General features: G+C 63.8%; 19 protein-coding genes. All 19 read right to left on the bottom strand.

Features of this window, described 5'->3' with window-relative positions:
- Position 1 precedes the first annotated feature (1 nt).
- Entirely contained in the window at positions 2–418 is a 417-nt protein-coding gene (locus ABD884_RS10065; RefSeq protein WP_345044538.1) for a hypothetical protein, read from the bottom strand.
- Positions 419–499: 81 nt separating this feature from the next.
- Positions 500–832, bottom strand: coding sequence for a hypothetical protein (locus tag ABD884_RS10060; protein ID WP_345044534.1), 333 nt, complete (start codon positions 830–832; stop codon positions 500–502).
- The gene (locus ABD884_RS10055; RefSeq protein WP_345044530.1) at positions 829–1104 is read right to left on the bottom strand and encodes a hypothetical protein; all 276 of its coding nucleotides are present in this window, start codon (positions 1102–1104) and stop codon (positions 829–831) included. The genes ABD884_RS10060 and ABD884_RS10055 overlap by 4 nt, the downstream gene beginning before the upstream one ends.
- A gap of 28 nt (positions 1105–1132) precedes the next feature.
- On the bottom strand, positions 1133–2014 hold the full coding sequence (locus ABD884_RS10050) for a hypothetical protein (RefSeq protein WP_345044526.1): 882 nt from the start codon (positions 2012–2014) through the stop codon (positions 1133–1135).
- Positions 2014–2877 (bottom strand): hypothetical protein, encoded by an 864-nt coding sequence (locus tag ABD884_RS10045; protein ID WP_345044522.1) that lies wholly within the window; start codon positions 2875–2877, stop codon positions 2014–2016. The genes ABD884_RS10050 and ABD884_RS10045 overlap by 1 nt, the downstream gene beginning before the upstream one ends.
- A 111-nt stretch (positions 2878–2988) precedes the next feature.
- Positions 2989–3321 carry a hypothetical protein gene (locus ABD884_RS10040; protein WP_345044518.1) on the bottom strand — a complete coding sequence of 111 codons (333 nt, stop codon included), beginning with the start codon at positions 3319–3321 and terminating at the stop codon, positions 2989–2991.
- 32 nt (positions 3322–3353) lie between these two features.
- The gene (locus tag ABD884_RS10035; RefSeq protein ID WP_345044515.1) at positions 3354–3635 is read right to left on the bottom strand and encodes a hypothetical protein; all 282 of its coding nucleotides are present in this window, start codon (positions 3633–3635) and stop codon (positions 3354–3356) included.
- A gap of 132 nt (positions 3636–3767) precedes the next feature.
- Positions 3768–4268: a hypothetical protein gene (locus ABD884_RS10030; RefSeq protein ID WP_345044509.1), complete on the bottom strand. Its 501-nt coding sequence runs from the start codon at positions 4266–4268 to the stop codon at positions 3768–3770.
- A 12-nt stretch (positions 4269–4280) separates the two neighbouring features.
- Positions 4281–4745 (bottom strand): hypothetical protein, encoded by a 465-nt coding sequence (locus ABD884_RS10025; RefSeq protein WP_345044506.1) that lies wholly within the window; start codon positions 4743–4745, stop codon positions 4281–4283.
- A 62-nt stretch (positions 4746–4807) separates the two neighbouring features.
- The gene (locus ABD884_RS10020; protein WP_345044503.1) at positions 4808–5236 is read right to left on the bottom strand and encodes a hypothetical protein; all 429 of its coding nucleotides are present in this window, start codon (positions 5234–5236) and stop codon (positions 4808–4810) included.
- Positions 5233–5577: a hypothetical protein gene (locus tag ABD884_RS10015; protein WP_345044498.1), complete on the bottom strand. Its 345-nt coding sequence runs from the start codon at positions 5575–5577 to the stop codon at positions 5233–5235. Before ABD884_RS10015 ends, ABD884_RS10020 begins: the two co-directional genes overlap by 4 nt.
- 4 nt (positions 5578–5581) lie before the next feature.
- On the bottom strand, positions 5582–5917 hold the full coding sequence (locus tag ABD884_RS10010) for a hypothetical protein (protein WP_345044495.1): 336 nt from the start codon (positions 5915–5917) through the stop codon (positions 5582–5584).
- Complete coding sequence (locus tag ABD884_RS10005; RefSeq protein ID WP_345044490.1) at positions 5914–6303, bottom strand: hypothetical protein; 390 nt, start codon at positions 6301–6303, stop codon at positions 5914–5916. The genes ABD884_RS10010 and ABD884_RS10005 overlap by 4 nt, the downstream gene beginning before the upstream one ends.
- Positions 6304–6416: 113 nt before the next feature.
- The gene (locus tag ABD884_RS10000; RefSeq protein ID WP_345044487.1) at positions 6417–6815 is read right to left on the bottom strand and encodes a DUF4190 domain-containing protein; all 399 of its coding nucleotides are present in this window, start codon (positions 6813–6815) and stop codon (positions 6417–6419) included.
- 195 nt (positions 6816–7010) lie between these two features.
- Positions 7011–7580: a hypothetical protein gene (locus ABD884_RS09995; protein ID WP_345044481.1), complete on the bottom strand. Its 570-nt coding sequence runs from the start codon at positions 7578–7580 to the stop codon at positions 7011–7013.
- A complete protein-coding gene (locus ABD884_RS09990) occupies positions 7577–7714 on the bottom strand; it encodes a hypothetical protein (protein WP_345044478.1) in 138 nt (45 codons plus the stop codon). Before ABD884_RS09990 ends, ABD884_RS09995 begins: the two co-directional genes overlap by 4 nt.
- A 3-nt stretch (positions 7715–7717) precedes the next feature.
- Positions 7718–8080 (bottom strand): DUF3846 domain-containing protein, encoded by a 363-nt coding sequence (locus ABD884_RS09985; RefSeq protein ID WP_345044475.1) that lies wholly within the window; start codon positions 8078–8080, stop codon positions 7718–7720.
- 132 nt (positions 8081–8212) lie between these two features.
- Positions 8213–8374: a hypothetical protein gene (locus ABD884_RS09980; RefSeq protein ID WP_345044470.1), complete on the bottom strand. Its 162-nt coding sequence runs from the start codon at positions 8372–8374 to the stop codon at positions 8213–8215.
- Positions 8375–8491: 117 nt separating this feature from the next.
- Entirely contained in the window at positions 8492–8806 is a 315-nt protein-coding gene (locus ABD884_RS09975) for a hypothetical protein (RefSeq protein ID WP_345044466.1), read from the bottom strand.
- Positions 8807–8962: the final 156 nt, after the last annotated feature.

Raw genomic sequence — 8962 nt, 5'->3', positions numbered from 1 at the left:
TTCACTTCGCAGCGCGCCGGAGCCGGGCCGCTTCCACGGACCAGTTGGCACCCATCGCGGACAGCACGGCAACGCCGAGGATAGGGGCCGTGTAAGGGGTCAGTACGGCGGCGGCTAGCAGGACCAAAACGCCGACACAGAGCCAGGCTGCCAGTCCCCCGGTCTGGGCTGCCAGCCCGTTCAGGGCAGCTCCGATGATGTAGCGCAGCAGGGCGAACAGCCCGAATAGCATGACGCCGGCGACGACAAAGTAGGCGCTCATCCGCTCCTCGCCGGCCTCTTTGATGGCCTGGGTCATTGGTCCGGGCTGCGGGTCGATGCTGAACCAGAGCCGAATGCAGAACATAGTGAACGCGAAGAATGTGATGGCGTTGATGCCGGAACGCAGGTCGGGCGCCGTGTCCATGGGTGTGCTCATGCGATGGTGGTCTCTTTCGTTCGGGTCCTGCCGGTTTCGCGGCCGGCCATCTTGTTGATTGCATTGATCGCAGCCGCACTGTCATGACTGCCAGCGCTCCACCGCTTCCGGGTCCCGCTCGTATGCGTCAAGGTCAGCCCGGATGGCAGCAACAGCCGCGTCAAGGACGTGGGTGACTGCCTCGATGGCGACGTGCTGGGCGTGCAGAACCGCGCAGTAGCTGTGGGAGTCTGTCGGGTACGACTTCCCGCAGGTGCAGCCGGGGACGCCCGCGGTGATCTTTTCCCGGTGGGCGAGCACGACATCGGCGGTTGTCCCGAAGAGCCGCAAGTGATCAGCGGGCGCCACCGGGACAGGCGGGGTCGTCGGTGCCTTCAGCGACGCGAGGTGCGCGGCGTAGCCACCGGTCTTCATCGCAGTGTCCTGATGGTGACTTCGTAGCCCAGTCCGGTGAACGCGGAGATCGCCAATTCGACGTCCTGCTGGTCCAGGATTTTGACGGCGGCGCTGAAGTCTTCCGGGTTGACGCAGCTTTCCGGGGAGCCGGGGTCCGGTCTGCAGTGGAGCAGGCGCAGCTTCCTGCCTTTCCGGGTGGCTTTCGGCTGTTTGGGTGGTCTGGGCCAGGTCAGCTCGATGATGCTCTGGCGCTCAGTCAGGTGGTAGCTGTGGTGCTTTCCGGGGCTCATATCCATACACATGCGTTGACGGGCCGGGTCAGGCGCCGGCGGGGACGGGCAGGGTGGCCTTCTCTGCCTCGTAGAGGGATTCGCAGGCTGCCTGGAGGGACACCAGGGCCCCGGGGTCCGCGGTGCGCGCGGGGTCGCCTTCGAGCAGCAGCTCGCGGGTGATCTCCCAGAGGTGGGGATCAACGATCATGGCGGCGAGGCCGGCCAGCATGGTGCCGATGCGTTCGGATCCGACGTGCCGGAACGCCGGGATGACGTCGATGCCGTTGACGGTCACGAGTTGGTGGAGGTAGCGGGTGCGGACGATGCTTTCGGCCCGGTCGGGGATCCTGCCCAGGACCGGGTCCTCGGCGCCGCCGTCCATGCTACAGAGCATGAGGGTCCCCGGGTTGGCGTCGGTGCGCAGCACGAAGGTGAGCATGGTCTCCGCCGGCGGGGCGTAGTCGGGCATGACGCGCTCCCACGCGGACCGGCGTTCCTCCCACTGGTCTTCCGTGAGCGCTGCGGGGGCGTCGTAGTTGTTCCAGTACGAGTAGGGCTCCACCTCGCCCATCGCTTCGAAGGCGTCCCGCATGGCGGTCCGTTCGGTGTAGAGCCGGACCAGGATGCGGCCGGTCTCAGGGTCTTCTCCGAGGCACATCTCGAACCGGTTCGGGTCCTTCATCCGGGCGGTGTCCGCGAGTTTCTTCTGCTCGTCCTCCCATTTGTTGAACGCGGTGAAAGCAAGCCTCGGCGGGACGGTCTCGCCCCGGAGCCAGCAGCTGTCCACGGCATTGGTGAAGAGCCTGGCCAGCAGGGCGCCGTCAACGCGGTCACGGACCGGATCCAGGGCGGCGCGGACGCGGCGGATGAAGGCGAAAACGTTGGTGCCCTCGGCGAGCCGGTAGCCGTTATGGATCTTCGTGCTCATCAGTGGTCCTCCGCCAGGGCGTCTTTGTCCTGCTCGTACAGGGCGGCGAAGGTCGCTTCGAGGGCATCCTTGTAGCCAGGGTCGATGACAGCGCCGCCGGAGCCTTCGGTGAGCAACTCTGCGGTCAGGGGCGCGAGGAATGTGGCGAGGGTGTCGATGACGGGCTGGACGCTCACGCCCCGGCCGAAAGCGACGAAGCGGACGGCTTTCATGACCTCGATGCCGCGGCTGCGCAGGTAAGCGGCGTAGGCGTCCTTGCCGGGGAACGTGGCGCGGTCCGCCCGTGACGGGGCCAAGGCAATGAGGCGGGCGGTGTCACTGCGCAGTTCCTCGCGGACTTCGACGGTGTCCCGCAGGATCCAGGTCTCCATCGTGTCGGACGGTTTGCCGAGACCGGGCAGCATCCGGTCCCAGGCGGTCTTGCGGACTTCCCAGTCGGCGCGGGTGACGCCCTCCGGGTAAGAGTCAGTGTGGTTCCAGTAACCGTACTCTTCGACGTCAGCCATGCCCTCGAAGGCGTCCATCAGGGTGTGGTTTTCGGCGCGGGCGATCACCATGACGCGACCGGTGCCGGGGTCGGTGCCGATGCTGAGTTCGAAGCGGTTCAGGTCGTGGTCGTAGTCGTAGACGCTCATCTTGGACTGCGCGTCAGCCCATTGGGTGTAGACGGTGTCGGCGGCGCGGGGCAGGACCGGGTCTCCGGCCAGCCAGGAGGCGTCCACGAACTTGGCCGTCTCGATGGCAAGCAGCTTGACGTCTTCCTGATCGCGGAGCGGGTCGATGACGCTGCGGACGCGGTCCGTGAACGCGGCCAGGTCGGTGCCTTCGGCGAGGCGGAAGCCGTTGGGAATCTTAGTGCTCATGAGGTCCTCCGGGAAGGGTCGGGGTCTATGGGCCTCATGTGTGCGGAAAGCACCGAAGAGCTCCCCGGCGGGCAGGGCGGCAGATAGTCGACGCTTGCCGCGCATGTAGCCCTAGGCGGCGGCCAGGTGCGCGATGGGGTGCTGCTGCATGTCGGTCAGATGGGTGCGCACCAGCGCGTCGACGGCGTTGAAACGGGCAGTGCCGTGCTGTTTGATGCCGGCGCCGATTCGGTCCGGGATCCATTCGCGGACGGCGCTGTTGGCTTTGAGTGTTCCCGTGACGGAGCCGATGAGCTCGCCGTCCAGGTAGAGGTCGGCGGTCACCAGGGAGGCCGAGCCTTCGCCCGCCTTGTGATCCGGGCCGAGTTCCGCGACATGGGTGCGGTACCAGGCGGGTTTGTTCAGCTTGCCGGGGGTCACCGGTTTCAGTTTAATCTCAGGCATGGCTGCCATGTGTGCGGCAGGCCACCCTTCCCTCACTGCAGGGAGTGTTCGTGCACGTTGACGACGTAGCCCAGCTTGATGAACGCCCTCGTCGCTGCCTCAACGTCCTGTTCCTCAACATGCCCGATCGCCGCGGACAGCGCGTCAGGGTCGACTGCGTGTTCGGGGCTCCCAGGGGTTGGACCGTCGAAGAACAGGTTGTAAAGGCCCGCACGAACCCAGTCGAGCCCCGAACGTGCCGGCCGCGGCCAAAACGCCTCGAAAACCACCCCGTGACTGGACAGGAAGTAGCGGTGTTCGGAGCGCGGGGTCATACCAATAAACATGCGTTGATAAAGCGTCCGAAAGGTTACATCCGGGGTTTTCCCGATGGTGATTTTCGCTACAGTTTGCCGGCCCGCCCGGTTAGATCAAGACCAAGCCGCCAGTGCCGGCCGCCTTGCCGATCATCCCGCCTTCCTCCACGGGAAATCAGAGACCGCCGTCCCCGGTTCGATGTAGACGGAAGGACGGAAATAATGTGCGTCCCTGGACCGCTTCCAAATGTTGGTGTGTCCGATCGTGACCCCGTCGCCCACAGCGGCCTCGATGGCCAGCCGTGCTTCCTCGAGGCTGTGGTGGGTCATGATTTCGTTGGTGCGGAGCTGGACCCGTGTCGCGTAGTCCGGGGATGTCTCCGGGCGAGGCGGACGCTGCAGTTTGGGAGCGGCGGCGTCGATGAGGACCCACACTTCGCGGTCCTCGTCCAGGATCAGCGTCTCGTAGGAGCCGGTCATGACCTCCCACACTGCGGCCGTCGAATAGGTCTCGTCGGATCCAGGCTCGACCCACTCGTTCGTGGCGGACTTCTCGTAAATGGATCCCAGGAAGTAGGCCGGGCAGACGAGAGAGTCGATGGCGACAGCGTCAAGCTCCGCCTCCGAGCGGACGATACGGTACGGTTCCATGGCTTCTTTCCGCTACCAGGGCAGCTGGGATTTGAGGGTCCCCTTGGGGATGTCGTGCAGGGTGACGTACTGGCTGGTGGCCGGGTCCAACTGCAAGATCGACATATCCTCCTTGGCCATGCCGCTGTAGAGCTGGCCGGTGATCGCCGACTTGGCGTAGCCGATGCCAATGTGGGCTTTCCGCCGCGGGGACCGTGACGGAACCACCGTGATGAAGGCGCCCTGCTTGGGCAGCGCATCTTTCTTCGCGCCGGCGTCCCACAGCACCCAGACCTCGGGCTTGTCCCCGGTGCAGTGCATGGTCAGGATCTGCCAGGCCTCACGTTCCTCGGTCTCCAGCGGCGACTCGAAGGTGGTGAAGATATTGGTCCAGGCCTTTCGGTAGGCGCGGCTGGGCTGGCCGACGGGGCAGACGATCGAGTTGATGGGCAGCCAGATGAAGTCGTTGAAGTCGGTGATGACGCGGTACGGTTCCATGCCCCCTATGTGTGGGGCACGGGGTCGAAAGCTCTCCGGCGGGTTCCGGGACGTCCGGGTGCTCAGGCGTTCAACTGCTCAGTAGTGGTCGTCCCGTCGAGCAGGTCGATCACGGTCCGGGCTTTGATCATGGTCTGGTGGTTGTAGCGGTTGATGGCACGCTGCGCCAGTCCTCTCGCGGCCGCAATCCTGCGCTCGGCGATGTCCAGGCGCTCGATCAGAGGTGCTGGGATGACCTCGAGGTCGCTGCCGCTGAGCCGCGGCACTTCCCGGAATTCGGCCACGATGTTGTTCCAGGCCCAGACGGTGGCGCTGTAGCTCTCTTCTTCGAGCTCGCTCCGGTCAATGAATTCGTCGATGTTGCGCAGATCGGTGCGGAGTTCGTCGATGTGGGACAGCAACTCCAACAGGAGTGCGCCGTCAACGGAGACGGCGCCGGTGGCATTCTCGGCGGCCCTGGCGCGCAGGGACGCCAGGTCAGCGCTTTTCATGGGCGGCTCTCTGGCTTCATGGAATCTTTGCGGGTGCCCTGCTCCCTGACGGCCCGGTAGTCCAGGGCCGCGGCGGTGATGTTTCGGGTGGCGGCCGCAGGAACCAGAACAGACTCTGACGCAGTTTCGACGGCCTTCCAGAGCCGGCGCAGCCGGCAGGACCGTGCCTGCATGGCGGCCTCGAAGGCCCGGGCTTCTGCCAGGAGTTCGGCAGTCTCGTCGGCGGCGTCGTGCAGTCCGCGTTCCCGAAGGTTCGTCACCATCGCCTCCAGGGCGCCGAGGCGCGGGAAGATTTCGGCGGGTTCGGTGACGTCGCCGATCAGGTCATAAGCGCGGGGCATTACTTCACGATCCTTCCGGTGGCAGTTTCGATACGCAGGGTGTCTGCGAACGGCGGTGCGGACTCGAGGCTGTCGACGTCGGCGGTGAGATCGGCATCCGACCAGTCGCCGGAGACAACCCATTCCGTCGCTTTCCAGACGCCGCGAAGTCGTTCGGCGCGGGCCGGATGTAGTCCTCGAAGACGGCCAGTTCGGACAGGAGAGCTTCAGTTTCGACCGCGGCTGCGTCGTGGCCGCGTTCCCGGAGGGCGTCGGCGATACCCTCGATTCCGCTCTTCTCGACCCACAGGTCTTTCAGGGTGCCGAACTCGCAGGCGTAGTTGAACGATCCGCCGCTCACGGCTTGATCACCCGTCCTGTTTTCGGGTCGATCCGCGGGATGTGGACGCCGCGGGCGATGGTGTTGGGTCGGGGTTTCGGGGCCAGGTTCAGGCGTTCCCGGGCTGCGTTGGCGACCATGTCGTTGGGGTCGTCGATCAGCAGCCACAGGGTTCTGTCGTCCAGGACGGGGTTTTTAGCGGCGTTCAGGCGCGACATGAAGTCGTTCTTGTCGCCGGCCAGCTCGATCAGGGTCTCCAGTGAGGCGCTGGGGTTGGCGGCTACGTATTCGCGGCACCAGCCAGCGTCGGAGTCGATGTTGCCGCGGTCTCCGACCAGGTTGATGAGTTCGTGGAGGCGCTCCGGAGTCGTGGCCGGGTCCTGTGCTTCTTCTCGTGCATTTGTCATGCCGTTTATGTGTGCGGACCCCAAAGAATCTCGCCCCGATTAGACGGCATGGCCTTCAAACAGAAAATGGTCAAGCGATGGAGCCCGCTAACGTCTAGATTCCTGCCGGAGAATTAGTGAAATCGGAGGAAGGTGACAAGCCACATGGCGGTGAAAGCCGAAAGCGCCACTTCGCTATAACCCACGATGAGGGCGGCGAGGGCAAGTTTGTCCCCACGTCCGCCTTCGCGGCTGATCTGATCCCGGGCAACATGGCCAAAGATGATGGCAGCAGCAGCCAGGCCGGTCATGCACGCAGCCACCAGGGCTATCACGGCAAGGGTGTTTGTCTTTGACCCGTCGATTGGTTTTGTCGGCTGCCCCGATGGGACAAGCGCGGCGATGAGCAGCAATGCAATAACAGAGGTGCCACCACCGACCAGGGCAAACATCGGGTTACCGGTCAATGTTGCAACGACCGCGCTGAGGCCCACGCCGGCAAGACAAATCGAAGCGAGTGTTGTCGTATTCACGCTGGCCATGTTTGTCCGAGCACCGACAGAAACTGGCCTGGTTGTGGCAGAAATGGAAGTCAAAACGCGTCCCCCTTGTGCGTTGGTCTCACGCGAATCATATCCTTTGACTTGAATTTTCTGGACCAATGCTACGAGGTATTTATCCGTTGTTTCGGAATCCTAGGATGAATATCCGCAGGGACTATTTCGGTTCTACTGCCGAGCCTTGCGGATGACTACGCGGTGATCCGGCATTGGCGGTGTCCACGGGCCCCGGCCCAGCTTGGCGAGCTTGTGCCACCGGGGTTCCGGCCCGGCCGGCTGCAGTGTGGACATCATGTCGATGAACAGTTCGGCTGCCTCCTCGGGCTCAAGATCGCCTGCGTAGCGTTCGCCGGTGACGTCGTTGCGGACCGCGTACCAGACGGCTCTGGACGGGTGACGGTCCAGAGCAGTGTCCCTGCGGAGGTCCTGCTGAAGCATGAAGCCACCGAACCAGTCAACAGCAACTCCGCGACGGAGCTTCCTCAGGGCCTTCCGGCGCGCGTGTTTAGCCCTGCTGGCAGCGCTTCGGTGGTCCGCCGAGCCGAGCGTCAGTGAAGCGGTGTCGCCGCGGAAACGGAAGTAAAAGAAGAGGCGTCCGATTCGTCCGCTGGCCTGAACGGGGACGGATCCGACAAACCCGGTGTGGAACCGGATCCTTTGTCCGGCATAGCGTTCGGTCAACCTTGCTATCAGATCTTCCTGCCCGGCCGGGATGTTTCGGTACAGGTGTGTATTCATCGGGTGTTCTCTTCGCATTGGGTGTGGGTCAGCTGTCTGGACGTGGATGCCTCGCGACGGCAGGACAGGCAGGTGCCATGGTGCTGATTGATGACGGACATTTGGACTGCTGCCAGTGCCCCGTCGAACGCCATCGTTTACTTTCCTTCGTGCAAATCGAGCAATTGAGCATCGAACCGATACAGCAGGCGCTGCTGGACGTCGCTGAGGTCGGTGTCCCCGCCTTCTCCATCGAAGGGGCCGACGATGACGGCGTCTCCGCAAATGTAGTCATCGATGCGGATTGCCTGGGACTGCTGGCAGAGCACTGTCGCCCGGTGGTTGCGGGGCAGGCTCATGAGCTTGCCTTCCTCATTGAGGTACATGTTCATGTCGAGGCTTCGAAGCCCGACGAGTTCGACGTCGCCGCCGACGAGGTGCTGGAGGCTCCCCAGACCCGGGTCGATGTTCTGAACGATGATCGGCTTGGTGTTGTCTGCCGGGATGATGGCTACCTTCATAGCGAGCTCCTTGCATGGTTGCTGTTACCCCCGTCATGTGTGCGGTCGACGGAATAAGCCTCCCCGCTGACCGCACGGACCGTGACGCCGGGGTATCGGACATCCTGATCCTGTCTGTTTTAGTTCCTGGACCTACTGGTCAAGGACAAGCAGGAGCCGGCCTTCTTTGATGGCGCGGTTCAGTTCCGGAGGTGAGAGTTCGGCTGCGAGGTGGCCGCCTTTGCTTTGGTTCCCGGCCCAGATGCTCAGCAGGGCGTGGTTCAGCGAGACGTAGTCTCCTCGTTTCTGCGCCATGGTGGCTGCCCGGACCTCGAGGTTGCCGGCGATGCGGCCCAGGATCCATTCGGTGAAGGTCAGCGGTTTGACCCCGTCGGCGGCGATCTTGGGCCCGGTATTTGCGGAATTTGGTGATCATGAGGCGACCAGGGCTTTCTGGAGTGACGGGGCGAAGGTGATGAACCGCGGCGCACCTCCGCAGTACAGCCGGGCAATGTGTGTGGCCACTTGTTCCGGTGCGAGCGGATGGTTCGTGTGCAACGGGGAACCCAGCCAGGCCCGGGCTGCGGCAAGCAGACCCGGGTCGGAAGCGATGAGCGCCGCAGCGCGTTGTTGGAGCGTAACGTTGCTGTTGGAGGCATCCCCGTCCACGGGGAACCCCTCCGGGTGGTTGTTGATGATGGTGGTGTGGTCCTCGCGGACGGTGATGTAGGCCGGGACTCTTTTCATGCCAGCAATGTGTGCGGCATGAGCCTGTCCCCTGCTCGGCTTAGAAGTGGTTGTGGACTACGCACTGAGGCCTCTGCTATTTTGCACTCCTACCTGCGGGATGACTGGGGCTGCCGGTGGCCAAACCTAAACGATCAATCAATCGAAGGAGACAGC

The organism is Arthrobacter methylotrophus, assembly GCF_039539965.1.
In the GTDB taxonomy this organism is placed as follows: Bacteria; Actinomycetota; Actinomycetes; order Actinomycetales; family Micrococcaceae; genus Arthrobacter; species Arthrobacter methylotrophus.
This window is presented reverse-complemented; position numbering and strand designations above follow the sequence as displayed.

Coding starts and splice junctions, on each gene's coding strand:
- ABD884_RS10065 (WP_345044538.1), bottom strand. CDS start 418: ATGAGCACACCCATGGACACGGCGCCCGACCTGCGTTCCGGCATCAAC.
- ABD884_RS10060 (WP_345044534.1), bottom strand. CDS start 832: ATGAAGACCGGTGGCTACGCCGCGCACCTCGCGTCGCTGAAGGCACCG.
- ABD884_RS10055 (WP_345044530.1), bottom strand. CDS start 1,104: ATGAGCCCCGGAAAGCACCACAGCTACCACCTGACTGAGCGCCAGAGC.
- ABD884_RS10050 (WP_345044526.1), bottom strand. CDS start 2,014: ATGAGCACGAAGATCCATAACGGCTACCGGCTCGCCGAGGGCACCAAC.
- ABD884_RS10045 (WP_345044522.1), bottom strand. CDS start 2,877: ATGAGCACTAAGATTCCCAACGGCTTCCGCCTCGCCGAAGGCACCGAC.
- ABD884_RS10040 (WP_345044518.1), bottom strand. CDS start 3,321: ATGCCTGAGATTAAACTGAAACCGGTGACCCCCGGCAAGCTGAACAAA.
- ABD884_RS10035 (WP_345044515.1), bottom strand. CDS start 3,635: ATGACCCCGCGCTCCGAACACCGCTACTTCCTGTCCAGTCACGGGGTG.
- ABD884_RS10030 (WP_345044509.1), bottom strand. CDS start 4,268: ATGGAACCGTACCGTATCGTCCGCTCGGAGGCGGAGCTTGACGCTGTC.
- ABD884_RS10025 (WP_345044506.1), bottom strand. CDS start 4,745: ATGGAACCGTACCGCGTCATCACCGACTTCAACGACTTCATCTGGCTG.
- ABD884_RS10020 (WP_345044503.1), bottom strand. CDS start 5,236: ATGAAAAGCGCTGACCTGGCGTCCCTGCGCGCCAGGGCCGCCGAGAAT.
- ABD884_RS10015 (WP_345044498.1), bottom strand. CDS start 5,577: ATGCCCCGCGCTTATGACCTGATCGGCGACGTCACCGAACCCGCCGAA.
- ABD884_RS10005 (WP_345044490.1), bottom strand. CDS start 6,303: ATGACAAATGCACGAGAAGAAGCACAGGACCCGGCCACGACTCCGGAG.
- ABD884_RS09995 (WP_345044481.1), bottom strand. CDS start 7,580: ATGAATACACACCTGTACCGAAACATCCCGGCCGGGCAGGAAGATCTG.
- ABD884_RS09990 (WP_345044478.1), bottom strand. CDS start 7,714: ATGGCGTTCGACGGGGCACTGGCAGCAGTCCAAATGTCCGTCATCAAT.
- ABD884_RS09985 (WP_345044475.1), bottom strand. CDS start 8,080: ATGAAGGTAGCCATCATCCCGGCAGACAACACCAAGCCGATCATCGTT.
- ABD884_RS09980 (WP_345044470.1), bottom strand. CDS start 8,374: ATGGCGCAGAAACGAGGAGACTACGTCTCGCTGAACCACGCCCTGCTG.
- ABD884_RS09975 (WP_345044466.1), bottom strand. CDS start 8,806: ATGAAAAGAGTCCCGGCCTACATCACCGTCCGCGAGGACCACACCACC.